This window comes from Pseudomonas sp. S8 (assembly GCF_050473925.1).
GTDB classification, from domain to species: Bacteria; Pseudomonadota; Gammaproteobacteria; order Pseudomonadales; family Pseudomonadaceae; genus Aquipseudomonas; species Aquipseudomonas parakoreensis.
In genome coordinates this window covers 5041986-5064286 of sequence record NZ_JBFDVZ010000016.1, presented here as the reverse complement: position 1 = coordinate 5064286, position 22301 = coordinate 5041986, and the positions used below count along the sequence as shown (strand labels likewise).

General features: G+C 57.5%; 32 protein-coding genes. 8 read left to right on the top strand and 24 right to left on the bottom strand.

Features of this window, described 5'->3' with window-relative positions; genetic code table 11:
• The first annotated feature begins 70 nt into the window (after window positions 1–70).
• The 7 genes from AB1J88_RS24005 to AB1J88_RS23975 all read left to right on the top strand — a co-directional run bounded on the left by AB1J88_RS24005 (window position 71) and on the right by AB1J88_RS23975 (window position 5311).
• On the top strand, window positions 71–619 hold the full coding sequence (locus tag AB1J88_RS24005) for a cysteine hydrolase family protein (RefSeq protein ID WP_108183955.1): 549 nt from the start codon (window positions 71–73) through the stop codon (window positions 617–619).
• A 152-nt stretch (window positions 620–771) separates the two neighbouring features.
• Window positions 772–1440 (top strand): YjfI family protein, encoded by a 669-nt coding sequence (locus tag AB1J88_RS24000; protein ID WP_041074461.1) that lies wholly within the window; start codon window positions 772–774, stop codon window positions 1438–1440.
• A gap of 17 nt (window positions 1441–1457) precedes the next feature.
• Complete coding sequence (locus tag AB1J88_RS23995; protein ID WP_041074459.1) at window positions 1458–2156, top strand: PspA/IM30 family protein; 699 nt, start codon at window positions 1458–1460, stop codon at window positions 2154–2156.
• Between the two features lie 203 nt (window positions 2157–2359).
• Window positions 2360–3007 carry a DUF2491 family protein gene (locus AB1J88_RS23990; RefSeq protein ID WP_041074457.1) on the top strand — a complete coding sequence of 216 codons (648 nt, stop codon included), beginning with the start codon at window positions 2360–2362 and terminating at the stop codon, window positions 3005–3007.
• Between the two features lie 14 nt (window positions 3008–3021).
• A complete protein-coding gene (locus AB1J88_RS23985; protein WP_041074455.1) occupies window positions 3022–3447 on the top strand; it encodes a DUF350 domain-containing protein in 426 nt (141 codons plus the stop codon).
• Window positions 3448–3464: 17 nt separating this feature from the next.
• The gene (locus AB1J88_RS23980; protein ID WP_430292103.1) at window positions 3465–4151 is read left to right on the top strand and encodes a DUF1190 domain-containing protein; all 687 of its coding nucleotides are present in this window, start codon (window positions 3465–3467) and stop codon (window positions 4149–4151) included.
• Between the two features lie 2 nt (window positions 4152–4153).
• Window positions 4154–5311, top strand: coding sequence for a glutathionylspermidine synthase family protein (locus tag AB1J88_RS23975; protein WP_430292102.1), 1158 nt, complete (start codon window positions 4154–4156; stop codon window positions 5309–5311).
• Between the two features lie 80 nt (window positions 5312–5391).
• On the opposite strand, the gene AB1J88_RS23970 is transcribed toward AB1J88_RS23975, so the two are convergent.
• A complete protein-coding gene (locus tag AB1J88_RS23970; RefSeq protein WP_007966163.1) occupies window positions 5392–5910 on the bottom strand; it encodes a single-stranded DNA-binding protein in 519 nt (172 codons plus the stop codon).
• A gap of 9 nt (window positions 5911–5919) precedes the next feature.
• Window positions 5920–7317, bottom strand: coding sequence for an MFS transporter (locus AB1J88_RS23965; RefSeq protein WP_086794949.1), 1398 nt, complete (start codon window positions 7315–7317; stop codon window positions 5920–5922).
• Window positions 7318–7508: 191 nt separating this feature from the next.
• Between AB1J88_RS23965 and uvrA the strand changes: the two genes are divergently transcribed.
• Entirely contained in the window at window positions 7509–10343 is a 2835-nt protein-coding gene (gene uvrA, locus AB1J88_RS23960; RefSeq protein WP_003228713.1) for an excinuclease ABC subunit UvrA, read from the top strand.
• 65 nt (window positions 10344–10408) lie between these two features.
• Here uvrA and bfr read toward each other — a convergent pair whose 3' ends face one another.
• The 22 genes from bfr to rplP form a co-directional block, all read right to left on the bottom strand.
• The gene (bfr, locus tag AB1J88_RS23955; protein ID WP_003228714.1) at window positions 10409–10873 is read right to left on the bottom strand and encodes a bacterioferritin; all 465 of its coding nucleotides are present in this window, start codon (window positions 10871–10873) and stop codon (window positions 10409–10411) included.
• 150 nt (window positions 10874–11023) lie between these two features.
• Window positions 11024–12478: a catalase gene (locus tag AB1J88_RS23950; protein ID WP_430292101.1), complete on the bottom strand. Its 1455-nt coding sequence runs from the start codon at window positions 12476–12478 to the stop codon at window positions 11024–11026.
• A 239-nt stretch (window positions 12479–12717) separates the two neighbouring features.
• Window positions 12718–13104 (bottom strand): 50S ribosomal protein L17, encoded by a 387-nt coding sequence (gene rplQ, locus AB1J88_RS23945; RefSeq protein ID WP_003176402.1) that lies wholly within the window; start codon window positions 13102–13104, stop codon window positions 12718–12720.
• A 42-nt stretch (window positions 13105–13146) separates the two neighbouring features.
• The gene (locus AB1J88_RS23940; RefSeq protein ID WP_003186012.1) at window positions 13147–14148 is read right to left on the bottom strand and encodes a DNA-directed RNA polymerase subunit alpha; all 1002 of its coding nucleotides are present in this window, start codon (window positions 14146–14148) and stop codon (window positions 13147–13149) included.
• Window positions 14149–14170: 22 nt separating this feature from the next.
• Window positions 14171–14791 (bottom strand): 30S ribosomal protein S4, encoded by a 621-nt coding sequence (gene rpsD, locus AB1J88_RS23935; RefSeq protein ID WP_003176404.1) that lies wholly within the window; start codon window positions 14789–14791, stop codon window positions 14171–14173.
• Between the two features lie 18 nt (window positions 14792–14809).
• Window positions 14810–15199, bottom strand: coding sequence for a 30S ribosomal protein S11 (gene rpsK / locus AB1J88_RS23930; RefSeq protein ID WP_002555466.1), 390 nt, complete (start codon window positions 15197–15199; stop codon window positions 14810–14812).
• A 30-nt stretch (window positions 15200–15229) separates the two neighbouring features.
• Window positions 15230–15586, bottom strand: a complete 357-nt coding sequence (gene rpsM, locus AB1J88_RS23925; RefSeq protein ID WP_008374135.1) for a 30S ribosomal protein S13 — start codon at window positions 15584–15586, stop codon at window positions 15230–15232.
• Between the two features lie 130 nt (window positions 15587–15716).
• Window positions 15717–15833 carry a 50S ribosomal protein L36 gene (rpmJ, locus tag AB1J88_RS23920; protein ID WP_002555468.1) on the bottom strand — a complete coding sequence of 39 codons (117 nt, stop codon included), beginning with the start codon at window positions 15831–15833 and terminating at the stop codon, window positions 15717–15719.
• Between the two features lie 27 nt (window positions 15834–15860).
• Entirely contained in the window at window positions 15861–17189 is a 1329-nt protein-coding gene (gene secY, locus AB1J88_RS23915) for a preprotein translocase subunit SecY (protein ID WP_003228718.1), read from the bottom strand.
• Window positions 17190–17627 (bottom strand): 50S ribosomal protein L15, encoded by a 438-nt coding sequence (gene rplO, locus AB1J88_RS23910; protein WP_003228720.1) that lies wholly within the window; start codon window positions 17625–17627, stop codon window positions 17190–17192. It abuts the gene before it with no gap.
• Between the two features lie 3 nt (window positions 17628–17630).
• The gene (rpmD, locus tag AB1J88_RS23905; protein ID WP_003176408.1) at window positions 17631–17807 is read right to left on the bottom strand and encodes a 50S ribosomal protein L30; all 177 of its coding nucleotides are present in this window, start codon (window positions 17805–17807) and stop codon (window positions 17631–17633) included.
• Window positions 17808–17809: 2 nt separating this feature from the next.
• Window positions 17810–18310 carry a 30S ribosomal protein S5 gene (gene rpsE, locus AB1J88_RS23900; protein WP_003176409.1) on the bottom strand — a complete coding sequence of 167 codons (501 nt, stop codon included), beginning with the start codon at window positions 18308–18310 and terminating at the stop codon, window positions 17810–17812.
• 3 nt (window positions 18311–18313) lie between these two features.
• Window positions 18314–18664, bottom strand: coding sequence for a 50S ribosomal protein L18 (gene rplR, locus AB1J88_RS23895; protein ID WP_003186037.1), 351 nt, complete (start codon window positions 18662–18664; stop codon window positions 18314–18316).
• A 10-nt stretch (window positions 18665–18674) separates the two neighbouring features.
• Window positions 18675–19208 (bottom strand): 50S ribosomal protein L6, encoded by a 534-nt coding sequence (gene rplF, locus AB1J88_RS23890; protein WP_007966176.1) that lies wholly within the window; start codon window positions 19206–19208, stop codon window positions 18675–18677.
• A gap of 12 nt (window positions 19209–19220) precedes the next feature.
• Entirely contained in the window at window positions 19221–19613 is a 393-nt protein-coding gene (gene rpsH, locus AB1J88_RS23885) for a 30S ribosomal protein S8 (protein WP_007966178.1), read from the bottom strand.
• A gap of 209 nt (window positions 19614–19822) precedes the next feature.
• Entirely contained in the window at window positions 19823–20128 is a 306-nt protein-coding gene (gene rpsN / locus AB1J88_RS23880) for a 30S ribosomal protein S14 (RefSeq protein ID WP_007955639.1), read from the bottom strand.
• 13 nt (window positions 20129–20141) lie between these two features.
• On the bottom strand, window positions 20142–20681 hold the full coding sequence (gene rplE, locus AB1J88_RS23875) for a 50S ribosomal protein L5 (RefSeq protein WP_003210069.1): 540 nt from the start codon (window positions 20679–20681) through the stop codon (window positions 20142–20144).
• Between the two features lie 20 nt (window positions 20682–20701).
• Complete coding sequence (gene rplX / locus AB1J88_RS23870) at window positions 20702–21016, bottom strand: 50S ribosomal protein L24 (RefSeq protein WP_003186046.1); 315 nt, start codon at window positions 21014–21016, stop codon at window positions 20702–20704.
• Window positions 21017–21027: 11 nt separating this feature from the next.
• The gene (gene rplN / locus AB1J88_RS23865; RefSeq protein ID WP_002555479.1) at window positions 21028–21396 is read right to left on the bottom strand and encodes a 50S ribosomal protein L14; all 369 of its coding nucleotides are present in this window, start codon (window positions 21394–21396) and stop codon (window positions 21028–21030) included.
• Between the two features lie 23 nt (window positions 21397–21419).
• Entirely contained in the window at window positions 21420–21686 is a 267-nt protein-coding gene (rpsQ, locus tag AB1J88_RS23860) for a 30S ribosomal protein S17 (RefSeq protein WP_003194644.1), read from the bottom strand.
• Window positions 21687–21688: 2 nt separating this feature from the next.
• Window positions 21689–21880: a 50S ribosomal protein L29 gene (rpmC, locus tag AB1J88_RS23855; protein WP_002555481.1), complete on the bottom strand. Its 192-nt coding sequence runs from the start codon at window positions 21878–21880 to the stop codon at window positions 21689–21691.
• Window positions 21880–22293, bottom strand: coding sequence for a 50S ribosomal protein L16 (gene rplP, locus AB1J88_RS23850; protein WP_003228729.1), 414 nt, complete (start codon window positions 22291–22293; stop codon window positions 21880–21882). Before rplP ends, rpmC begins: the two co-directional genes overlap by 1 nt.
• Window positions 22294–22301: the final 8 nt, after the last annotated feature.

The following is a 22301-nucleotide window of genomic DNA, read 5'->3' as shown; positions in this document are numbered from 1 at the left end:
GCCAATCCTCGAAACGTCGGCCAGCGCCAATACTGAATCCATTTCCAGCCCATGCATCGAGGACACACCCATGACCAGACAAGCGCTCATCGTAGTCGATATCCAGAACGACTACTTCCCCCAAGGCAAGTGGCCGCTGGTGGGGGCTGAAGCCGCCGCCGACAACGCCGCACGGCTGCTCGCCGCGTTCCGCGAAGCGGGCGATCCGGTGGTGCACATTCGCCACGAATTCACTTCGGCCGACGCACCGTTTTTCACCCCGGGCTCGGACGGCGCAAAACTGCATCCCAAAGTACTCAATCGTCCGGACGAACCGGTGGTGCTCAAGCACTTCGTCAATTCGTTCCGGGAGACCGAGCTGCAATCGATTCTCGATGAACAAGGCATCAGGGATCTGGTGATTGTCGGCAGCATGAGCCACATGTGCATCGACGGCATCAGCCGTGCGGCGGCGGACCTGGGCTACGGCGTCACGGTAATCCACGACGCCTGCGCCTGCCGTGACCTGGAATTCAACGGGGTCACGGTGCCTGCCGCTCAGGTCCACGCGGCATTCATGTCGGCACTGGGTTTCGCTTACGCCAGCGTGGTCTCGGCCGAGGAGTTTCTGGGGCGCTGATCCATCACGACACACCCGGTAAAAACTTGCGCCCGCCATGTTGCGGGCGTTTTTTCGTCTGTCATGAAAATCTCACGCGTGAGCCATTGATGGCACTTTGAATTGGTTGTAGTGTGGCTCACGCGTGAGATGTTCATAACGGAGTCATTGCCATGAAAAGCCGCTCCCCCACTGTTGCGTCAGAGAGCCCAAAGGGAGAGCGCTCGAAACCGTCCGCGAAAAAACCGTCGAGCTTCTACATGAAGCAGATGCGCGCGGGCCTGGCTGCTGCCGGTTATGTGAAACACGAAACTTGGGTGCTTCCGGAAAACCGAAGCTTGCTCAAGCAGATGGAGCAACAGCTACGCCAACCGATTCTGGCTGGCTCATTCATGTCGGAGAATTACATGAGCGCAGGCAACAACTGGAACATCGATAGCCTCTTCAACGCCCTCAAGGCACTGGACGAGGTGGCTTCGCACGAGATCACGCTGTCTCTGATCCAGAGCTCCGAACCCAGCATCAAGCTGGAAATGAACGAATTCGGCGGTCTGCCGATTCACATCGCCGTGGCCGGTCAGCAGATCATCGTCGACACCGTGCTGGTGGACATCGATTCGATCACTGACGTGCGCGCCTTCAACGACGCCGTGCTGCGCAGCCGGGAAATGTTCCCGCTGTCGTCGATCGGCATCGAGTCGATGCCCAACGGTCAGACCGTTTACAACATGTTTGGCGCTCTCAGCGCCGACTCGAGCCTGACCAACGTCGTCACCGAGGTGAAAACTCTGGTCGACAACGTGCAGCGCGCGAGCGAAGCCTTCGAACACTTCTTCAAGTAATCAACAGGGAATATCCAATGACTCAGTCCATCTGGAGCAAGTTGTTCACCGCTCTGCGCGGCGGCGCCAATGAAGTCGGCGAAGCGATCGTCGACCAGCAGGCCCTGCGCATCCTCGATCAGGAAATCCGCGACGCCGACACCGCGCTGTCCAACGCCCGCCGCGAGCTGGTCACCATCATGGCCAAGCACAAGCTGGCCGCCGACCGCGTGAGCGAGTACGACGCGAAGATCAAGGACCTGGAAGCCAAGGCGGTTGCCGCGCTGAACGCCGGCCGCGAAGACCTGGCCATGGAAGTGGCCGAAGCGATCTCGACCCTGACCAACGACCTGACCGCCGAGAAAGCCCAGAGCGACGAATTCGGCACCTACGCCGAAAACATGCGCAAGGACATCACCAAGGCCGAGTCGCGAATCAAGAGCCTGCGCCAGCAGGTGGACATGGCCAAGGCCCGTGAAAGCGTGCAGAAGGCGCAGGTCAGCGCGTCCATCGCCAGCGGCGGCGCCAACGGCAAACTGGAAACCGCCGTCGGCACCCTGAACCGTCTGCAGGCCAAGCAGCAGCAACGCGCTGCCGAGCTGAGCGCCGCCGACGAACTGGCCGACGCTTCGACCGGCAACGACCTGGAACGCAAACTGCGCGACGCCGGCATCACGCCGAACGAAGGCAGCGCCAATGCGATTCTTGAGCGTCTGAAACAGAAGTCCGCGCAGTAAAATCGCTCTCCTGTAGGAGCTGCCGCAGGCTGCGATCTTTTGATCTTCAATCCAGATCAAAAGATCGCAGCCTGCGGCAGCTCTTACAGGTTTTTTGCACCCAGAATATTTGCATTTTGCCTGCTCGTTCGCCGCCCGGCCCGGTACACTAGCGACGTTTTTTTTACCGACGAACACCTCCACCCGCCTCAAGGAATGTACCCATGGGATGGTTAAAAGATTTGCTGGGCACCAGCAACTGGCAGCCGGCTGCGCCCGCTCCGGTAGCCGGCGGCCCACTCGGAATGGCACAGGGCAAAGGCGTGCGATTCGATTCGACCCTGGCCTTACTGCTTGATGGCAGCACCTCGGTGCAGGTTCCGGCAGCAGAGGCAATCTGGAGCGCTGGCTGGATCGACCTTGGCCAATCCAACAAACTGCATCGCTACTACCTCAACAACGAGGATTTCTGGCTGCAGATCCACGTCACCGGTGACGACCAGATCGAGTCGGTCACCCTGTTCAACTACCTCAACTACGTGACCGTCAACAGTGACGCCGAGCTCCAGCGCCTGGCCGGTCCTGCAAGCCCGATCGGCCTGCCGACCTACACCCACGACGGCGTCCAGTACAGCCGCGAATGGGGCACCGAGCTGGGCCAGACCGAACTGGTCCCGCTGACCGAACACGTGGTCAATCCGGACGAGAGTTACACCATCGAACACCACTCCATGCTTTATGCGCGCGAGACCGGCCTGACCGATCGCCGCGAATTGCTGCTGTTCTCCGTCGAACAGGACGAAGAAGGCACCGTCAGCCTGAGCACCTCGCTGGGCATTTCGCTGTACACGACTGATCTGAGCACCATTTAAAAAGGACGTTTTCCATGCTGGAAGTGCTGGCCGTTTCCCTGAACAAGACCGCGCTGGTCGGTTTCGTCGTCTACCTGATCGGCGCTGTGCTGCTGTTCATGCTGTTTCAGTTCGTCTACACGCGCATCACGCCCCACAAAGAATTTGAGCTGATCCGCTCCGGCAACATCGCTGCCGCGATCGCTTTGTCCGGCGCGATCATCGGTTTTGCGATTCCGGCCAGCAATGTCATCGCGTTTTCGGTCAACGTCCTCGATTTCGTGCTGTGGGCAGTGATTGCGGCGGTGGTGCAATTGCTCGCGTTCCTCGCCACCGGCCTGGTTCTCAAAGGCACCTCCAAGCGGATCGCCAACGGTGAAATCGCTTCGGGCATCTACGTGGCCGCAGTGGCCATCAGTGTCGGCATGCTCAATGCCGCGTGCATGACCCCGTCCAACTGATCGGCAGGAAGCCTTCGATGAAACGCAGCAAGTACGTTCAACTGTCCCTCGCCGCTTCGGTGGCGCTGGCGATTTCCGGCGAGGTTGCCGCGCAGGATCAGCAACGCTTCCAATCGGTCGAGGAGTGCGTCGGCGCCGAAGTGGCCGCCGATGTCTGCTCCAACGCCTACGTCGCGGCATTGACCGAGCACCGACGCATTGCCCCGGCCTACGCCGACAAGGCCACGTGCGACGCTGACTTCGCCGCCGACTGGTGCCAGAAAAATTCCGACGGCCGCTTCGTGCCCAAACTCGGCGGTTTCAAGGTACCGCAGAACGGCGAGCCCCCGCAGGACCTGAATGCGCTTGCCAACGCGCAGATGCCTGCCGGTGAAACAGCGGCTGCGCAGAACGCGCAAAGCACTTCCCACGCCTCTGGTGGCGGCGGCAACGGTTGGCTCACGGGCTGGCTGATCGGCAATGCGATGAGCAACAACGCCAACCGCACCGTTTACCGCGATCGCGACACGCGTCAGCCCTACAACACCTCGACGCAGTACCGCAAAATCGAATCGGCGCCGCGCAGTCAACCGGACTACGAGAGCAGCAAAAGCAAACCGGTGAACGTCGCCTCGTCGACCTCCCGTGGCGGCTTCGGCAGCCAGTCTTCCGCTCGCAGCGGCTGGGGTGGCTGGGGCAGCAGTTCCGGACGCTCGAGCAGCTGACCATGAAGAAGATCCACTGCGCCGAGCGCCCAGACTGGAAACAGACAGCCGAAAGCCTCGGCTTTCTGTTTCACACCATCGACGACGAGCCGTACTGGGACGAAAGCGCCTACTACCAGTTCACGCTCGCGCAGATCGAAAACGATCTGGAGGACCCGACCACCGAACTGCACGAGATGTGCATGGATCTGGTCGACCGCGTGGTGCACAGCGAAGAGCTGCTGGATCGCCTGAGCATCCCGGCGTCGTACTACGACATGATTCGTACTTCCTGGCTGGAAGGTCATCCGCATCTGTACGGACGCATGGACTTTTCCTACAGCGGCAATGGCCCTGCCAAACTGCTGGAGCTCAACTACGACACGCCGACCAGCCTCTATGAGGCCGCGGCGTTTCAGTGGGGTTGGCTGGAGCAATGCATCGAGCGCGGAGTGTTGCCGCGCCACGCCGACCAGTTCAACAGCATCGATACCAGGCTGCATCAGGCGTTTGCCGAGTTGCAGCTCAAGCGTCCGTTCTACTTTTCCTCGATGAAAGACTCGGTCGAGGACAAAAGCACGACTGACTACCTGCGCCTGATCGCGGAAAAGGTCGGCATCGAATCCCGGCACATCGACATCGAAGACATCGGCCTGACCGCCGAGGGTCGCTTCGTTGACCTTGAGGATCGCTGGATCCCGCACCTGTTCAAACTGCACGCCTGGGAGTTCATCTTCCACGAGCCGTTCGGCGCGGCGATTGCCGAGTGCGATACACAGTTTTTCGAACCGGCATGGAAAGCGATCCTGTCGAACAAAGGCGCACTCCCACTGCTATGGGAACTGCACAAGGGCCACCCGAACCTGCTGGCGGCACACCTTGATCCGAATCCGGCCAGTGCGGTGCCCAAGGGCTGGGTGCGCAAACCGTACTTTTCCCGGGAAGGCGCCAATATCGAACTGCACACGGCAGAAGGTCTGATCGTCAAAGAAGACGGGCCCTACACCGATGCGCCATTCATCCTGCAGGAATTTGCGCCATTGCCGAAGTTCGACGACAGCTACACGCTGATCGGCTCTTGGGTGATTGGTGATCAGGCGGCGGGGATCGGCGTACGGGAGGACAATAGTCTGATTACCAAGGATTCGAGCCGGTTTCTGCCGCACCTGATCCTCGACTGAGGCACGCATCCGCTCCCACAAAAAAGGCCCGTCGTTTTGAACGACGGGCCTTTTTTATTCAGCGCGGATGCAGCATCCAATTAGAACGGAATGTCGTCATCGAAGCTGTCGAAATCCGGAGCCGGTTGCGGTGCGGCCTGCTGTGGAGCCGGGGCTGGACGCTGTTGCGGAGCCGATTGCTGCGGACGCGGAGCCTGTTGACGTGGCGCCTGCTGCTGGTAGTTGTTGCCACCGCCTTGTTGGTCGCCCTGTTGTGGACGGCCGCCGAGCAGTTGCATGGTGCCTTGCATGTCGACCACGATTTCAGTGGTGTAACGCTTGATACCGTCTTTTTCCCACTCGCGGGTCTGCAGCTTGCCTTCGATGTACACCTGCGAACCTTTACGCAGGTATTCGCCGGCGATTTCCGCAACCTTGCCGAACATCGAAACACGGTGCCACTCGGTCTTCTCGACCTTCTGACCGGTTTGCTTGTCGGTCCACTGTTCGCTGGTTGCCAGACTCAGGTTGGTCACGGCGTTACCGTTAGGCAGGTAGCGAACTTCGGGATCCTGGCCGCAAGTGCCGACCAATATGACTTTGTTAACCCCACGGGCCATAACGTTCTCCTAGGCTTCGCAAGCAGCCTCGGCCGGGTTGTTCACCAGGCGTTCGAGGGTGTCGCGATCCACTAATTCTTTGTCCAGTTTGATGTAAACAGCTGCTTCATCAGCAACTATCACTGCATCTGTTACCCCTACGAGGGCCTTGAGGCGCTCGACCAGACCCGCTTCGCGGATCGCCTCGGGCGACAACGGCAAGCGCAGGCTCGTCACATAGGGTGGTTCGCGCATGGTAACAGCAAAGGCCAGCCAGATGGCAGCCAGACCGGCACATCCGAGGAAGACAACCGACAGACCGCCATGCTGAAACAGCCAGCCGCCGAGTATCCCGCCGAGTGCCGAACCGAGGAATTGGCTGGTGGAATACACGCCCATCGCCGTGCCCTTCCCGCCTGCCGGTGAAACCTTGCTGATCAGCGACGGCAGCGAAGCCTCCAGCAGATTGAACGCGGTGAAGAATACCACCGTGCCGATCACCAGCGCCCGCAAGCTGTCACCGAACTGCCAGAAGAATAGCTCAGTGAGCATCAGCGTCAGGACGGCGCCGAGCAAAATTCGTTTCATTTTGCGTTTCTTCTCGCCGTAGATGATGAACGGAATCATGGCGAAGAAAGAGATCAGCAGCGCGGTCAGATAGACCCACCAGTGCTGCTCCTTGGGCAACCCGGCTTTTTCCACCAGTGCCAGCGGCAAGGCAACGAAGCTGGACATCAACATGGCATGTAACACAAAGATGCCGAGGTCCAGGCGCAACAGATCCGGATGCTTGAGTGTCGGCATCAAGGCCTGACGCGCTACGCCGGATTCACGATGGCTCAGCGGCCCGGTGGATTTCGGCACCATGAACATAATGATCAGGATGCCGACCAGCGCCATGCCGCCGGTGGCGAGAAACAGTCCGGACAGGCCGAAGGCCCGGGTCAACAACGGCCCGACCACCATCGCCACGGCGAACGACAGACCGATGGTCATGCCAATCATGGCCATGGCTTTGGTGCGGTGTTGTTCACGGGTCAGGTCGGAAAGCAACGCCATCACCGCCGCAGAAATCGCCCCGGCCCCCTGCAGGATGCGTCCGGCAATCACGCCCCAGATCGAATCGGCCTGAGCCGCCAGCACACTGCCGAGGGCGAAAACCACCAGCCCGAGGAAAATCACCGGACGCCGGCCGATGCGGTCGGAAATGATCCCGAACGGAATCTGGAAAATCGCCTGGGTCAGGCCGTAAGCGCCAATCGCCAGCCCGATCAGGGCCGGGGTCGCTCCCGCCAGGTCCATGCCGTAGGTCGCCAGGACCGGCAACACCATGAACATGCCAAGCATACGGAAGGCGAACACCAGGGCCAGACCGCTCGCTGCGCGGGTCTCGCTGCCACTCATGCGTTCGCTGTGGGGATCGTGCATGGAAAAACCTCGTGTGAACCGGCGGCGATTCTACCAGTCCCATCGAAAGACGGGGTATATCGCGACGCTATGACGCGTATAGATGAAACTCTCTTCATGCAAGGCAAAAAACCCTTCGTTTGATAGTGTGCATCCATCCAGTATTTGCCCGTATACTCCTACGTTTTCGACGCCCGCCGAGCGAGGCCACTTTGGACAAGATCCTGATACGTGGGGCCCGTACCCACAACCTGAAGAACATCGACCTGACCCTGCCACGGGACAAACTGATCGTCATCACCGGCCTGTCCGGATCCGGCAAGTCGTCCCTGGCCTTCGACACGCTGTACGCCGAAGGTCAGCGCCGCTATGTCGAATCCCTGTCGGCCTACGCCCGACAGTTCCTGTCGATGATGGAAAAACCCGACGTCGACACCATTGAAGGTTTGTCGCCGGCCATCTCCATCGAGCAGAAGTCGACCTCGCACAACCCGCGCTCCACGGTCGGCACCATCACCGAAATCTACGACTACCTGCGTTTGCTGTATGCACGCGTCGGTACGCCACGCTGCCCGGATCATGACATTCCGCTGGAAGCGCAGACCGTCAGCCAGATGGTTGACCTGGTGCTGGCGCAGCCGGAAGGCAGCAAGCTGATGTTGCTGGCGCCGGTTATTCGCGAACGCAAAGGTGAACACCTCTCGGTGTTCGAAGAGCTGCGCGCCCAAGGCTTCGTTCGGGCGCGGGTCAATGGCCGCATCTGCGAGCTCGACGAGCTGCCGAAACTGGACAAACAGAAGAAGCACTCGATCGATGTCATCGTCGACCGTTTCAAGGTCCGTGCCGACCTGCAGCAGCGCCTGGCCGAATCGTTCGAAACCGCTCTCAAGCTGGCGGACGGCATTGCCTTGGTAGCGCCGATGGACGATGAGCCGGGCGAAGAGATGATCTTCTCCGCGCGTTTTGCCTGCCCGATCTGCGGCCACGCGATCAGCGAACTGGAACCGAAGCTGTTCTCCTTCAACAACCCCGCCGGCGCCTGCCCGACCTGCGATGGTCTGGGCGTGAAGCAGTTCTTCGACATCAAGCGCCTGGTCAATGGTGAACTGACCCTGGCCGAGGGCGCGATTCGCGGCTGGGACCGGCGCAACGTCTATTACTTCCAGATGCTCGGCTCACTGGCGTCGCATTACAAGTTCAGCCTGGAGAAGCCATTCAACGAACTGACCGCCGAACAGCAGAAGCACATCCTGCACGGCAGCGGCTCACAGAATGTCGACTTCAAGTACCTCAACGACCGCGGCGACATCGTCAAACGTTCGCACCCGTTCGAAGGCATCGTGCCTAACCTTGAGCGTCGCTACCGCGAAACCGAATCGGCCAGCGTCCGCGAAGAGCTGGCCAAGTTTCTCAGCACTCAGGCTTGCCCGGATTGCCGAGGTACCCGTCTGCGTCGTGAAGCGCGGCACGTTTGGGTCGGCGAGAAAACCCTGCCGGCGGTGACCAACCTGCCGATCGGCGATGCCTGCGAGTACTTCGGCGAGCTGAAAATGACCGGCCGGCGTGGTGAGATCGCCGACAAGATCCTCAAGGAAATCCGCGAACGTCTGCAGTTCCTGGTCAACGTCGGCCTGGACTATCTGTCTCTCGACCGCAGTGCTGACACATTGTCCGGCGGCGAAGCACAGCGGATTCGTCTGGCCAGCCAGATCGGCGCCGGTCTGGTCGGAGTACTGTACATCCTCGACGAACCGTCCATTGGCCTGCACCAGCGCGATAACGACCGCCTGCTCGGCACCCTCAAGCATCTGCGCGATATTGGCAACACGGTGATTGTGGTCGAGCACGACGAAGACGCGATTCGCCTGGCCGACTATGTGGTGGATATCGGCCCGGGTGCCGGCGTGCATGGCGGGCAGATCGTGGCGGAAGGAACGCCCGCCGAAGTCATGGCGCACCCGGACTCGCTGACCGGTAAATACCTATCGGGCCGGGTGAAAATCGAAGTACCGGCCAAACGCACGCCGCGCAACAAGAAGCTGACGCTGTCGCTCAAAGGCGCGCGCGGCAACAACCTGCGCAATGTCGATCTGGAAATCCCGATCGGCCTGCTGACCTGCGTGACCGGCGTTTCCGGCTCCGGCAAATCCACGCTGATCAACAACACGCTGTTCCCGTTGAGCGCTACTGCACTCAACGGTGCCACCACGCTGGAAGCGGCCGCGCACGACAGCATCAAGGGCCTGGAGCATCTCGACAAGGTCGTCGATATCGACCAGAGCCCGATCGGCCGCACGCCGCGCTCCAACCCGGCGACCTACACCGGGCTGTTCACCCCCATCCGCGAATTGTTTGCCGGCGTGCCCGAGTCACGCTCCCGTGGTTACGGCCCTGGGCGTTTCTCGTTCAACGTCAAGGGCGGGCGCTGCGAGGCTTGTCAGGGCGATGGTCTGATCAAGGTCGAAATGCACTTTCTGCCGGACATCTACGTGCCGTGCGATGTGTGCAAAAGCAAGCGCTACAACCGCGAAACCCTTGAGATCAAATACAAGGGCAAGAGCATCCACGAAACCCTCGAGATGACTATCGAGGAGGCACGGGAGTTCTTCGACGCGGTGCCTGCGCTGGCGCGCAAGCTGCAGACGTTGATGGATGTGGGCCTGTCTTACATCAAGCTCGGGCAGTCTGCGACCACGCTGTCCGGTGGTGAAGCACAGCGGGTCAAGCTGTCTCGTGAGCTGTCCAAGCGCGATACCGGCAAGACCCTGTATATCCTCGACGAGCCGACCACCGGCCTGCATTTCGCGGATATCCAGCAATTGCTCGACGTGCTGCATCGCCTGCGCGACCACGGCAACACGGTGGTGGTGATCGAACACAACCTGGACGTGATCAAGACCGCCGACTGGCTGGTGGACCTGGGGCCGGAAGGCGGCTCCAAGGGTGGGCAGATCATCGCCACCGGCACGCCGGAGGAAGTGGCCGAGATGAAGCAATCTCACACCGGTCACTACCTCAAGCCATTGCTGATTCGCGATCGGGCCTGATCTGAGGGCATGAAAAAGCCCCTGTCACTTGTACAGTGACAGGGGCTTTTTTTGTGTCTGCGCAATCAGGTGTGCGATTGCAGGTAATTCTCGAGACCGATGAGTTTGATCAGGCCCAACTGCTTTTCCAGCCAGTAGGTGTGATCTTCTTCGGTGTCGTTGAGCTGAACACGCAGGATCTCGCGACTGACGTAATCCTTGTGCTGCTCGCACAACTCAATGCCTTTGCACAGAGCGGCGCGAACTTTGTACTCGAGACGCAGATCGGCTTCGAGCATCTCCGGCACGGTGGTACCGACGTCGAGATCGTCCGGACGCATGCGCGGCGTGCCTTCGAGCATCAGGATCCGGCGCATCAGTGCGTCGGCGTGACCGGCTTCTTCTTCCATCTCGTGGTTGATTCGTTCGTAGAGCTTGGTGAAACCCCAGTCCTCATACATCCGCGAGTGAACAAAATATTGGTCACGCGCGGCCAGTTCGCCGGTCAGCAACGTGTTGAGGTAATCGATAACGTCTGGGTGGCCTTGCATCGCCCTACATCTCCCTGCTTGAAAGTCTGTAGTTTGAACCAAGCTGACCGGAAGGTCACCCGTTTCGCGCAATAAAAGCGAAGAAGTTCTGAGAAAAGTTGGCTAAATAACGCAAAAACCGCCCTCAATGAGGGCGGTTCTGCTTCTCGTTTAGACTTCGTTAAGCTGTACGTCGAGCAGCTTTGCGATTGCTTCTCCATACGCCGGATCGGCTTTGAAGAAATGCTGCAACTGACGGTCAACCACGTCGGGTGAAACACCGCTCATGGCGCCGGCGATGTTGCTGACCAGAAGCGCTTTCTGTTCGTCATTCATCAATCGGAACAACGCACCGGCGTGGCTGTAGTAATCGCTGTCCTCGCGATGATCGTAACGATCTGCCGGACCGCTCAAGGCCAACGAAGGCTCAGCATAACGCGGCGCCTGCTTCGGTGATTCAACGTAGCTGTTGGGCTCATAGTTAGGCGCTGCACCACCGTTGCTGCCGAACGCCATCGAGCCGTCGCGCTGGTAGGTATTGACCGGGCTGCGCGGCGCATTCACCGGCAATTGCTGGTGGTTGGTGCCGACGCGGTAGCGATGTGCATCGGCGTAAGCGAATACGCGACCTTGCAGCATGCGATCCGGCGACAGACCAACACCTGGCACCATATTGCTTGGACCGAATGCGGCTTGCTCGACTTCGGCGAAGTAGTTCAGCGGGTTGCGGTTCAGCTCCAGTTCGCCGACTTCGATCAGCGGGAACTCCTTCTGCGACCAGGTCTTGGTCACGTCGAACGGGTTCTCGTAGTGCGCTGCAGCCTGAGCCTCAGTCATGATCTGAATACACACGCGCCATTTCGGGAAGTCACCACGCTCGATGGCCTCGAACAGGTCGCGCTGAGCGTAATCCGGATCGGTACCCGCGAGACGCGCAGCCTCGGCCGGCGCGAGGTTCTTGATCCCTTGCTGGGTCTTGTAGTGCCATTTCACCCAGTGACGCTCGCCTCGAGCGTTGATCAGGCTGTAGGTGTGGCTGCCAAAGCCATGCATATGACGATAGCCGTCGGGAATGCCGCGATCCGAAAACAGAATGGTCACCTGATGCAGCGCTTCTGGAGAATGCGACCAGAAGTCCCACATCATTTGCGCGCTTTTCAGGTTGCTCTGCGGCAGACGCTTCTGGGTGTGGATAAAGTCAGGAAACTTCAGCGGATCACGGATGAAGAACACCGGAGTGTTGTTGCCAACGATGTCCCAGTTGCCTTCCTCGGTGTAGAACTTCAGGGCGAAACCACGTGGATCACGCTCGGTGTCGGCCGAGCCGCGTTCACCGCCTACAGTGGAGAAGCGCAGGAACGTCGGGGTTTGCTTGCCCACGGACTCAAACAGTCTGGCGCTGGTGTACTCAGTGATATCGCGGGTCACGGTGAATGTACCGTAAGCACCTGAACCCTTGGCGTGCACACGACGCTCAGGAATGTTTTCACGGTTGAAATGGGCAAGCTTCTCGATCAGGTGAAAATCGTCGAGCAGCAGCGGGCCACGAGGGCCGGCGGAGCGAGAATTCTGGTTATCAGCGACAGGTGCGCCACTGGCGGTCGTAAGCGTTTTGATCTGGCTCATACGGTCTTCTTCCTCTGTCAGTCTTGAAACTGCCGGCTAATCGGCTTGCTGGGAAGTATTGATCATCGATGAGACACCTACAAATTCATTAACTTGCAGTCATCGATAGATAATTACTAATTATGTTTCCCTGCACATAGTGGCAACACAACAATGTCAGAAGCTTGTACGAACAGCGCATTTCTTGCGGGCACAAAAAACCGGGCACTAGGCCCGGTTTTTCGTTTCAGACTGACGTCTTACTCGGCGGATACAGCTTCGCCAGCAGTAGCACGATCAACCAACTCGACGTACGCCATAGGCGCGTTGTCGCCAGCGCGGAAACCGCACTTAAGGATGCGCAGGTAGCCACCCTCACGGGTAGCGTAACGCTTGCCCAGGTCGTTGAAGAGCTTACCAACGATAGCTTTCGAACGAGTACGGTCGAAAGCCAGACGGCGGTTAGCCAGGCTGTCTGTCTTGGCCAGAGTGATCAGCGGCTCGGCAACGCGGCGCAGTTCTTTGGCTTTTGGCAGAGTAGTCTTGATCAGCTCGTGCTCGAACAACGACACCGCCATGTTCTGGAACATGGCCTTGCGGTGCGAGCTGGTGCGGCTCAGGTGACGCCCACTTTTACGATGACGCATGGTTCATTCCTTACCAAACACTACGTTCGGTGATTACGACGATCAGGCAGTCGCCTTGTCGTCCTTCTTAAGACTTGCAGGCGGCCAGTTGTCGAGGCGCATGCCGAGGGACAGACCGCGGGAGGCCAGAACGTCCTTGATTTCAGTCAAGGATTTCTTGCCCAGGTTCGGAGTCTTCAACAGCTCTACTTCGGTACGCTGAATCAGGTCGCCGATGTAGTAGATGTTTTCCGCCTTAAGGCAGTTAGCCGAACGTACAGTCAGTTCCAGATCGTCAACCGGGCGAAGCAGGATCGGATCGATCTCGTCTTCCTGCTCGACAACCACTGGCTCACTGTCACCTTTGAGGTCGACGAACGCAGCCAACTGCTGTTGCAGGATGGTTGCAGCGCGGCGGATAGCCTCTTCAGGATCCAGAGTACCGTTGGTTTCCAGATCAATAACCAGCTTGTCCAGGTTGGTACGCTGCTCGACACGGGCGTTTTCCACCACGTATGCGATACGGCGAACCGGGCTGAACGAAGAGTCGAGCTGCAAGCGACCAATGCTGCGGCTTTCGTCTTCATCGCTCTGACGCGAGTCGGCTGGTTCATAACCACGACCACGAGCTACGGTGAGCTTCATGTTCAGGGCGCCGTTAGACGCCAGGTTAGCGATTACGTGATCGGGGTTAACGATCTCGACATCATGATCCAGCTGAATATCGGCAGCGGTAACCACCCCCGAACCCTTCTTCGACAAGGTCAGCGTAACTTCGTCACGACCGTGCAGCTTGATGGCCAGACCTTTAAGGTTCAACAGGATTTCAATTACGTCTTCCTGTACACCTTCGATGGCGCTGTACTCGTGGAGCACACCGTCAATCTCGGCCTCGACTACTGCGCAGCCGGGCATTGAGGACAACAGGATGCGGCGCAGCGCGTTGCCCAGGGTGTGGCCAAAACCACGCTCGAGAGGCTCGAGAGTGATCTTGGCGCGGGTTGGACTGACAACCTGCACATCAATGTGGCGGGGTGTCAGGAACTCATTTACCGAAATCTGCATGGATGCACCTATTTTCTAGCCCTTACTTGGAGTAGAGCTCGACAATCAGGCTTTCGTTGATGTCGGCGGACAGATCACTGCGAGCAGGAACGTTCTTGAAAACGCCCGACTTCTTCTCAGTGTCTACTTCTACCCATTCTACGCGGCCACGTTGGGCACACAGATCGAGAGCTTGGACAATGCGAAGTTGGTTTTTTGCTTTCTCGCGAACTGCGACCACGTCACCAGCACGAACCTGATACGACGGAACGTTTACGGTCTGACCGTTAACGCTGATCGACTTGTGCGATACCAGCTGACGGGATTCGGCACGAGTCGAACCAAAGCCCATACGGTATACAACGTTGTCCAGACGGCATTCGAGCAGTTGCAGCAGGTTTTCACCGGTTGCACCTTTCTTGCCAGCAGCTTCTTTGTAGTAGCCGCTGAACTGACGCTCGAGAACGCCGTAGATACGACGGACCTTCTGCTTTTCACGCAGTTGGGTGCCGTAGTCGGACTGGCGACCGCGGCGTTGGCCGTGGATACCAGGTGCTGCTTCAATGTTGCACTTCGATTCGATCGCGCGCACGCCGCTCTTCAGGAAGAGATCGGTGCCTTCGCGACGAGCGAGTTTGCATTTTGGACCAATGTAACGAGCCATTCTTTACAATCTCCTGGATTACACGCGGCGCTTCTTCGGCGGACGGCACCCGTTGTGCGGGATTGGCGTCACGTCGGTGATGCTGGCGATCTTGTAGCCACAGCCGTTCAAAGCGCGGACTGCGGATTCACGACCTGGACCTGGACCCTTGACGTTAACGTCGAGGTTTTTCAGGCCGTATTCCAGCGCAGCTTGACCAGCACGCTCAGCAGCTACTTGAGCAGCGAACGGGGTGGACTTGCGGGAACCGCGGAAACCCGAACCACCGGAGGTAGCCCAGGAAAGAGCGTTACCTTGACGGTCGGTAATGGTCACGATGGTGTTGTTAAAAGAAGCATGGATGTGGGCGATGCCATCAACCACTGTCTTTTTAACTTTTTTACGAGGACGAGCAGCAGGTTTTGCCATGATTAAATTCCTGTCGATTCGCTGGGGCGATTACTTGCGGATCGGCTTACGCGGACCTTTACGGGTACGCGCGTTGGTCTTGGTACGCTGACCGCGTACTGGAAGACCGCGACGATGACGCAGACCGCGATAGCAACCGAGGTCCATCAAGCGCTTGATTTTCATGTTGATTTCGCGACGCAGGTCACCTTCAGTGGTGAACTTCGCCACTTCGCCACGCAGCTGTTCAATTTGCTCGTCGCTCAGATCTTTGATCTTTGCTGCTGGGTTTACCCCAGTGTCTGCACAGATTTTCTGCGCAGTAGTGCGACCGACACCATAGATGTAGGTCAGCGAGATAACAGTATGCTTGTTATCTGGAATGTTAACGCCTGCAATACGGGCCATTCAGTGGGACTCCAATTGACAGCTACCTACGCCCCGGAAGCCAAGAAATAGGGCGCGAGATAATATCGCTGTAATAACAAATAATCAACCCGGCAGCGCACTAGCTGCCGGGCTTGAAGCACAATCACACTCAGCCTTGGCGCTGTTTGTGACGCGGTTCCGCGCTGCAAATTACTCGAACAACACCTTCGCGGCGAATAATCTTGCAGTTACGGCACAGCTTTTTCACCGATGCACGAACTTTCATCACCAACTCCTCGAACCTTATGGGTACTCAGCGCAACATGCCGCTGCCGTAACCCTTCAGGTTGGCTTTCTTCATCAGGGATTCGTACTGGTGCGAAACGAGGTGCGATTGTACTTGGGACATGAAGTCCATCACAACCACGACCACGATCAGCAACGAGGTCCCGCCAAGGTAGAACGGAACGTTTGCTGCAACCACCAGGAACTGGGGCAACAGGCACACGGCCGTCATGTAAAGAGCACCGAACATGGTCAAGCGAGTCAGAACGCCATCAATATAGCGTGCAGACTGCTCACCTGGACGGATGCCCGGAATAAAGGCACCGGACTTCTTCAGGTTTTCCGCTACGTCTTTCGGATTGAACATCAACGCCGTATAGAAGAAGCAGAAGAAAATAATCCCTGCACTAAACAGCAGAATATTCAACGGCTGACCAGGAGCGATCGACTGCGAGATGTCCTGCAACCAGCCCATACCTTCAGACTGACCAAACCAGGCACCCAACGAAGCCGGGAACAGCAGAATGCTGCTCGCGAAAATAGCCGGAATAACACCGGCCATGTTCACCTTCAGCGGCAAGTGGCTTGTCTGCGCAGCAAAAACCTTGCGGCCCTGCTGACGCTTGGCGTAGTGAACAGCGATACGACGCTGACCACGCTCAATGAACACCACGAAACCGATAATCGCTACTGCCAGCAAACCGATGGCAACCAGGGCGAAGATATTGATATCACCCTGACGCGCAGACTCGAAAGACTGCCCGATTGCTCTCGGAAGACCGGCGACGATACCCGAAAAAATCAACATCGAGATACCGTTGCCTACACCACGCTCAGTAATCTGCTCACCCAGCCACATCATGAACATCGCACCAGCCACAAAAGTGGATACCGCGACGAAATGGAAGCCAAAGTCACCAGTGAACGCAACGCCCTGCCCCGCCAAGCCAATGGACATGCCAATAGCCTGAACGAGAGCGAGAACGACGGTGCCGTAGCGGGTGTACTGGCTGATCTTGCGACGGCCAGCTTCACCTTCCTTCTTCAACTGCTCCAGCTGCGGGCTGACGGCGGTCATCAGTTGCATGATGATCGATGCCGAAATGTACGGCATGATCCCCAGTGCAAAGATGCTCATCCGTTCCAGCGCGCCGCCGGAGAACATGTTGAACAAGCTAAGAATGGTCCCCTCATTCTGTCGAAACAGGTCTGCGAGTCGGTCCGGGTTGATACCTGGAACCGGGATGTGTGCGCCTATTCGGTAGACGATAATCGCCAGGAACAGAAAACGCAGACGAGCCCAGAGTTCAGACATACCGCCTTTGCCGAGCGCAGAGAGAGCACCTTGCTTAGCCATTTATTCCTCGAACTTGCCGCCAGCTGCTTCGATAGCCGCACGCGCACCTTTGGTGGCGCCGATTCCCTTGCCGATAGTGACAGCGCGAGTCACTTCACCGGACAGCATGATTTTCACACGCTGTACGTTGACGTTGATCACGTTGGCATCTTTCAGGGACTGCACGGTGACGATGTCGCCTTCCACTTTGGCCAGCTCGGACAGACGCACTTCTGCGCGATCCATGGCTTTCAGGGAAACGAAACCGAACTTCGGCAGGCGACGATGCAGCGGCTGTTGACCGCCTTCAAAGCCTGGAGCAATAGTGCCACCGGAGCGGGAGGTTTGACCTTTGTGGCCACGGCCACCAGTCTTACCCAAACCGCTACCGATACCACGGCCCGGACGATGCTTTTCGCGACGGGAACCCGGCGCTGGACTCAGATCATTGAGTTTCATCGATTAACCCTCGACACGCAGCATGTAGTAAGCCTTGTTGATCATCCCGCGATTCTCGGGAGTATCCTGGACTTCTACAGTGTGACCGATGCGACGCAGACCCAGACCCTTAACGCACAGTTTGTGGTTAGGGATGCGGCCGGTCATGCTTTTGATCAGCGTAACTTTAACGGTAGCCATGATCAGAAGATCTCCTTGACAGTCAGGCCACGCTTGGCAGCAATGGACTCAGGAGATTGCATAGCCTTCAGACCCTTGAAAGTGGCGTGAACCACGTTTACCGGGTTAGTCGAGCCGTAGCACTTGGCCAGAACGTTCTGAACGCCAGCAACTTCGAGGACAGCACGCATAGCGCCGCCAGCGATGATACCGGTACCTTCAGAAGCAGGCTGCATGTACACCTTCGAAGCGCCGTGAGCGGACTTCATTGCGTACTGCAGGGTGGTGCCGTTCAGGTCAACTTGAATCATGTTGCGGCGAGCAGCTTCCATTGCCTTCTGGATCGCAGCAGGCACTTCACGCGACTTGCCACGGCCGAAGCCAACACGCCCTTTACCATCACCAACCACGGTCAACGCGGTGAAAGTGAAGATACGGCCGCCTTTAACGGTTTTGGCTACGCGGTTAACTTGAACCAGCTTCTCGATGTAGCCTTCGTCGCGCTTTTGGTCGTTATTTGACATAACTTAGAACTCCAGCCCAGCTTCACGAGCAGCATCAGCCAGCGCTTTAACGCGGCCATGGTACTTGAAGCCAGAGCGGTCGAAAGCCACTTGCGAGACGCCAGCGGCCTTAGCACGCGTAGCGACCAGCTGGCCAACCTTTGTGGCCGCGTCGATGTTGCCAGTGGCGCCATCACGCAGTTCTTTATCCAAAGTCGAGGCACTTGCCAGGACTTTGTTGCCGTCGGCCGAGATGACCTGGGCGTAGATGTGCTGCGACGAGCGGAACACGCAGAGACGCACGACTTCGAGTTCGTGCATTTTCAGGCGTGCTTTGCGAGCGCGACGCAGTCGAGTAACTTTTTTGTCGGTCATTTGCTATGCCCTACTTCTTCTTGGCTTCTTTACGACGGACGACTTCGTCCGCGTAGCGCACACCTTTGCCTTTGTACGGCTCTGGTGGACGGAAGTCGCGGATCTCAGCGGCCACTTGACCTACCAGCTGCTTGTCGATGCCCTTGATCAGGATATCGGTCTGGCTAGGAGTCTCAGCGGTGATGCCTTGCGGCAGTTCGTAATCCACTGGGTGCGAGAAGCCAAGAGCCAGGTTCAGCACCTGACCTTTTGCTTGCGCCTTGTAACCAACACCGACCAGCTGGAGCTTGCGCTCGAAGCCTTGGCTTACGCCTTGGACCATGTTGTTTACCAACGCACGCGTGGTACCGGCCATTGCGCGAGTCTGTTGATCGCCATTGCGAGCAGCGAAACGCAGCTCACCAGCTTCTTCAACGATCTCAACGGACGAATGGATGTTCAGTTCAAGAGTACCCTTGGCACCCTTCACCGAAAGCTGTTGGCCTGCGAATTTGACTTCGACACCGGCTGGCAGCTTAACGGGGTTCTTAGCGACGCGAGACATGCTTATCCCCCCTTAGAACACAGTGCAAAGAACTTCGCCGCCGACACCGGCAGCGCGCGCAGCACGATCCGTCATCACACCTTTGTTGGTGGAGACGATAGACACGCCAAGACCGCCACGAACTTTCGGCAGATCTTCAACGGACTTGTACTGACGCAGGCCTGGACGACTAACGCGCTTGACTTCCTCGATGACCGGACGGCCTTCGAAGTATTTCAGCGAGATGGACAACGACGGCTTAGCGTCGGTGGTGATCTGAAAATCCGCGATGTAACCTTCGTCCTTCAGGACTTTTGCTACAGCCACCTTCAACGTGGAAGACGGCATGCTTACGACAGACTTTTCAGCCATCTGGGCATTACGGATTCGAGTTAGCATGTCCGCTAACGGGTCCTGCATACTCATGGGCTAGACGCTCCTAATACAGAAAAATTAGCCTTGCGGCTACTACTTGTCGCCGAGAAATTCCGGGCACGAAAAACACGGGCTCAGGCGAGCCGGTCATTCTAGACACACCCCAGAAATGAATCAAGCCCCAAAAGGGGCTTGATTCAAATTCAAGGCCACCGATGGTCAGGTTCTTGCGACCCCGACCATCAAGGCTTTGACAGCGATTACCAGCTGGCTTTAACCAGACCTGGAACGTCACCACGCATTGCCGCTTCACGCAGTTTGTTACGGCCCAGGCCGAACTTGCGGTAAACGCCGTGCGGACGACCAGTCAGGCGGCAACGGTTACGCATGCGCGAAGCGCTTGCGTCACGTGGTTGCTTCTGCAGAGCTACGGTCGCTTCCCAACGCGCTTCTGGACTTGCGTTCAGATCAACGATGATAGCTTTCAGCGCTGCACGCTTGACGGCGTACTTGGCAACAGTGAGCTGACGCTTCAGCTCACGGTTTTTCATGCTCTTCTTGGCCATTTTCCTACTCCAATCAGTTGCGGAACGGGAATTTGAAAGCACGCAGCAAAGCGCGGCCTTCATCATCGTTCTTGGCAGTGGTGGTCAGGGTAATGTCCAGACCGCGGAGAGCATCGATCTTGTCGTAGTCGATTTCCGGGAAAATGATCTGCTCTTTCACGCCCATGCTGTAGTTGCCACGACCATCGAAGGACTTGGCATTCAGGCCGCGGAAGTCGCGAACCCGAGGCAGGGAGATCGACAGCAGACGATCCAGGAACTCGTACATACGCTCACGGCGCAGAGTCACTTTGACGCCGATCGGCCATCCTTCACGGACTTTAAAGCCAGCGATGGATTTACGAGCGTAAGTCACAACGACTTTTTGGCCGGTGATCTTTTCCAGGTCAGCAACAGCGTGCTCGATGACTTTTTTGTCGCCGATCGCTTCGCCCAGACCCATGTTCAGGGTGATTTTGGTAACGCGCGGAACTTCCATCACGTTCGAAAGCTTAAGTTCTTCCTTAAGTTTCGGAGCGATTTCCTTCCGGTAAATCTCTTTTAGTCGTGCCATGGTCTTCTACCTAGCAGTGTTCAAGCATCAACCGCTTTTTGGGTCGACTTGAAGACACGAATTTTCTTACCGTCTTCTACTTTGAAACCAACGCGGTCAGCCTTGTTGGTTTCGCCGTTGAAGATGGCGACGTTGGAAGCGTGCAGTGGCGCTTCTTTCTCGACGATACCGCCCTGTACGCCCGACATCGGGTTAGGCTTGGTATGACGCTTGACCAGGTTCAGACCACCAACAACCAGACGGTTGTCAGCAAGAACCTTCAGCACCTTACCGCGCTTACCTTTGTCTTTGCCGGCGATCACGATGATCTCGTCGTCACGACGAATCTTTTGCATGTCGGATCTCCTTACAGCACTTCTGGGGCGAGCGAGACGATCTTCATGAACTTCTCAGTACGAAGTTCACGGGTCACTGGCCCAAAGATACGGGTGCCGATCGGCTCTTGCTTGTTGTTCAGAAGAACAGCAGCGTTGCCATCAAAGCGGATAATGGAGCCATCAGCACGACGTACGCCGTGACGAGTGCGGACTACAACAGCAGTCATCACTTGGCCTTTTTTCACTTTACCGCGAGGAATTGCTTCCTTCACGGTAACTTTGATGATGTCACCGATACCAGCGTAACGACGATGGGAGCCACCCAGCACCTTGATGCACATAACACGGCGAGCGCCGCTGTTATCGGCCACATCGAGCATGGATTGAGTCTGAATCATATAATTTCTCCGACCCCTAGCCCTTAGACTTCCACAGCGCGTTCGAGAACATCAACCAGCGCCCAAGACTTGGTCTTGGCCATCGGACGAGTTTCACGAATAGTGACTTTGTCGCCGATGTGGCACTGATTGGTTTCGTCGTGCGCGTGCAGCTTAGTCGAACGCTTAACGTATTTACCGTAGATCGGGTGCTTAACGCGACGCTCGATCAGAACGGTGATGGTTTTGTCCATCTTGTCGCTGACAACACGGCCAGTCAGCGTACGGACAGTTTTTTCGGCTTCAGCCATGATCACTTACCTGCCTGCTGGTTGAGCACAGTCTTCACGCGAGCGATGTCACGCTTAACTTGCGAGAGCAGATGAGACTGCCCCAACTGGCCAGTTGCTTTCTGCATGCGCAGATTGAACTGGTCGCGCAGCAAGCCGAGCAGTTGCTCGTTCAGCTGCTGTGCGGATTTTTCACGAAGTTCATTCGCTTTCATCACATCACCGTCCGTTTAACAAAGGAGGTGGCGAGCGGCAGCTTTGCAGCAGCCAGGGCGAAAGCCTCACGCGCCAGCTCTTCAGAAACACCCTCGATTTCATACAGGACTTTGCCTGGCTGAATCTGGGCAACCCAGTATTCCACGTTACCCTTACCTTTACCCATACGAACCTCGAGAGGCTTTTTGGAGATCGGCTTGTCCGGGAATACACGGATCCAGATCTTGCCGCCACGTTTTACGTGACGGGTCAGAGCACGACGCGCTGACTCGATCTGACGAGCGGTGAGACGACCACGAGCAACAGACTTCAGCGCGAACTCGCCGAAGCTGACTTTGCTACCGCGCAGTGCCAGACCACGGTTGTGGCCGGTCATCTGCTTGCGGAACTTCGTACGCTTAGGTTGCAACATTTGGCGTA

Excerpts from the sequence above, each read along its gene's own strand:
- AB1J88_RS23940 (WP_003186012.1), bottom strand. The coding sequence starts at position 14,148 with ATGCAGATTTCGGTAAATGAGTTCCTGACACCCCGCCACATTGATGTG.
- AB1J88_RS23975 (WP_430292102.1), top strand. The coding sequence starts at position 4,154 with ATGAAGAAGATCCACTGCGCCGAGCGCCCAGACTGGAAACAGACAGCC.
- rplX (WP_003186046.1), bottom strand. The coding sequence starts at position 21,016 with ATGCAAAAGATTCGTCGTGACGACGAGATCATCGTGATCGCCGGCAAA.
- rplF (WP_007966176.1), bottom strand. The coding sequence starts at position 19,208 with ATGTCTCGCGTCGCTAAGAACCCCGTTAAGCTGCCAGCCGGTGTCGAA.
- rpsH (WP_007966178.1), bottom strand. The coding sequence starts at position 19,613 with ATGAGTATGCAGGACCCGTTAGCGGACATGCTAACTCGAATCCGTAAT.
- rpmJ (WP_002555468.1), bottom strand. The coding sequence starts at position 15,833 with ATGAAAGTTCGTGCATCGGTGAAAAAGCTGTGCCGTAACTGCAAGATT.
- rplN (WP_002555479.1), bottom strand. The coding sequence starts at position 21,396 with ATGATTCAGACTCAATCCATGCTCGATGTGGCCGATAACAGCGGCGCT.
- rplE (WP_003210069.1), bottom strand. The coding sequence starts at position 20,681 with ATGGCACGACTAAAAGAGATTTACCGGAAGGAAATCGCTCCGAAACTT.
- rplR (WP_003186037.1), bottom strand. The coding sequence starts at position 18,664 with ATGACCGACAAAAAAGTTACTCGACTGCGTCGCGCTCGCAAAGCACGC.
- AB1J88_RS23965 (WP_086794949.1), bottom strand. The coding sequence starts at position 7,317 with ATGCACGATCCCCACAGCGAACGCATGAGTGGCAGCGAGACCCGCGCA.
- AB1J88_RS23995 (WP_041074459.1), top strand. The coding sequence starts at position 1,458 with ATGACTCAGTCCATCTGGAGCAAGTTGTTCACCGCTCTGCGCGGCGGC.
- AB1J88_RS23990 (WP_041074457.1), top strand. The coding sequence starts at position 2,360 with ATGGGATGGTTAAAAGATTTGCTGGGCACCAGCAACTGGCAGCCGGCT.
- AB1J88_RS23985 (WP_041074455.1), top strand. The coding sequence starts at position 3,022 with ATGCTGGAAGTGCTGGCCGTTTCCCTGAACAAGACCGCGCTGGTCGGT.
- rpsE (WP_003176409.1), bottom strand. The coding sequence starts at position 18,310 with ATGTCAAATAACGACCAAAAGCGCGACGAAGGCTACATCGAGAAGCTG.
- AB1J88_RS24000 (WP_041074461.1), top strand. The coding sequence starts at position 772 with ATGAAAAGCCGCTCCCCCACTGTTGCGTCAGAGAGCCCAAAGGGAGAG.
- AB1J88_RS23980 (WP_430292103.1), top strand. The coding sequence starts at position 3,465 with ATGAAACGCAGCAAGTACGTTCAACTGTCCCTCGCCGCTTCGGTGGCG.
- rpsD (WP_003176404.1), bottom strand. The coding sequence starts at position 14,791 with ATGGCTCGTTACATTGGTCCAAAATGCAAACTCGCTCGTCGCGAAGGC.
- rplP (WP_003228729.1), bottom strand. The coding sequence starts at position 22,293 with ATGTTGCAACCTAAGCGTACGAAGTTCCGCAAGCAGATGACCGGCCAC.
- rplQ (WP_003176402.1), bottom strand. The coding sequence starts at position 13,104 with ATGCGTCATCGTAAAAGTGGGCGTCACCTGAGCCGCACCAGCTCGCAC.
- secY (WP_003228718.1), bottom strand. The coding sequence starts at position 17,189 with ATGGCTAAGCAAGGTGCTCTCTCTGCGCTCGGCAAAGGCGGTATGTCT.
- rpmD (WP_003176408.1), bottom strand. The coding sequence starts at position 17,807 with ATGGCTACCGTTAAAGTTACGCTGATCAAAAGCATGACCGGCCGCATC.
- AB1J88_RS23970 (WP_007966163.1), bottom strand. The coding sequence starts at position 5,910 with ATGGCCCGTGGGGTTAACAAAGTCATATTGGTCGGCACTTGCGGCCAG.
- AB1J88_RS24005 (WP_108183955.1), top strand. The coding sequence starts at position 71 with ATGACCAGACAAGCGCTCATCGTAGTCGATATCCAGAACGACTACTTC.
- rpmC (WP_002555481.1), bottom strand. The coding sequence starts at position 21,880 with ATGAAAGCGAATGAACTTCGTGAAAAATCCGCACAGCAGCTGAACGAG.
- rpsM (WP_008374135.1), bottom strand. The coding sequence starts at position 15,586 with ATGGCCCGTATTGCAGGCGTTAACATTCCAGATAACAAGCATACTGTT.
- rpsQ (WP_003194644.1), bottom strand. The coding sequence starts at position 21,686 with ATGGCTGAAGCCGAAAAAACTGTCCGTACGCTGACTGGCCGTGTTGTC.
- rpsK (WP_002555466.1), bottom strand. The coding sequence starts at position 15,199 with ATGGCAAAACCTGCTGCTCGTCCTCGTAAAAAAGTTAAAAAGACAGTG.
- AB1J88_RS23950 (WP_430292101.1), bottom strand. The coding sequence starts at position 12,478 with ATGAGCCAGATCAAAACGCTTACGACCGCCAGTGGCGCACCTGTCGCT.
- rplO (WP_003228720.1), bottom strand. The coding sequence starts at position 17,627 with ATGAAACTCAATGATCTGAGTCCAGCGCCGGGTTCCCGTCGCGAAAAG.
- bfr (WP_003228714.1), bottom strand. The coding sequence starts at position 10,873 with ATGCAAGGCCACCCAGACGTTATCGATTACCTCAACACGTTGCTGACC.
- rpsN (WP_007955639.1), bottom strand. The coding sequence starts at position 20,128 with ATGGCCAAGAAGAGCATGAAAAACCGTGAGCTGAAGCGTCAGCTCACT.